The organism is Actinocorallia lasiicapitis (assembly GCF_054778695.1).
The window spans coordinates 1-1,029 of sequence record NZ_BAAGZI010000779.1; the positions used below are offsets into that span (position 1 = coordinate 1).

General features: G+C 74.2%; 2 protein-coding genes. Both read right to left on the minus strand.

The window, feature by feature from the left end:
• Positions 1-686: hypothetical protein (locus ACYVE7_RS34565; protein ID WP_460370846.1), on the minus strand; the 686-nt coding region annotated here is incomplete at its 3' end.
• A partial coding sequence (locus ACYVE7_RS34570) for a hypothetical protein (protein WP_460370848.1) occupies positions 683-1,029 on the minus strand: 347 nt, incomplete at its 5' end. The genes ACYVE7_RS34565 and ACYVE7_RS34570, both read right to left, overlap by 4 nt.

Genomic DNA, 1,029 nt, shown 5'->3' on the forward strand with positions numbered 1-1,029 from the left:
AGGATCGACCCGCCCGCGGGGGCGGTCGCCGCGGTGACGATCGGACGGACCAGCGCCGCCGCGCCGAGCCGCTCGGCCAGCCGCTGCTTGAGCTGCTGGGCGTCGGAGTCGGCCGACAGCACGACCCCGTTGCCGAACGGGACGCCCAGCGAACGGCCGGTGATGACACCGACCGTCAGATCGATCCCCGGGACCGTGGTCGCGAGCCCGGCGAACCTGAGGGTGCCCCAGCCGACCGGCATACTCGCCGCGAGCGGCAGATGGTCGCGGGTGCCGACCTCGTGGCTGATCAGGCCGTCGCCGTCGCGGACGGCCGTCCAGAGCGGCGCCGAGTTGGCGGTGTCGGGGTAGGTGAACGGGCGGAACGTCACCGGGTCGACGGCCGCGGTCGCGAGCTGCCGGTCGTACATCGACAGCTGCTTGTAGCCGATCAGCGCGACCTGGCCGACGCCCTTCAGCTCGCGGATCGCCTTGACCTGCTCCGCGGAGAACGGCTTCTCCTGGGTGACCAGGTAGGCGGGCCGGACGCTCTTGACCTTGGTGAGGACCTCGGCCGTGGCGGCCGGCGCGGCGGCCGTGGCCTCCGGGACGGTCTGGCCGGTGTCGGCGGACGAATCGGTGCCGCCGCAGGCGCTGACCGCGCCCAGGAGGCTCAACGCCACGACGGCGGCGAACGGCCGGATCATGACGCCTCACCCGACCCCGAGCGGCGCAGCCGCCCCTTCACGAGCTGGGCGGAGACCAGACCGAGCAGCAGCAGGACGCCGACGACGGCGAAGCCGGTCTTCGGTCCGATGGGCGAGTCGTCGGGGCCGCTGTAGGAACGCAGCTCCGAGGCGAGGTCGGCGTCCTCCGCGACGTCAAGCTTGGCGGGGGCGCTGCCCGTGACCAGCACCGGCGAGTGGTGCGACAGCACCAGCTCCGGGTTGGCCGCCACCAGCGGCGACGGGGCGGGTGCCGGCACGGCCGGGACCTGCACCGGCGGGATCACCGGGACGGCGACCGGCGGGACGGTCTGCTGCGGGCGCG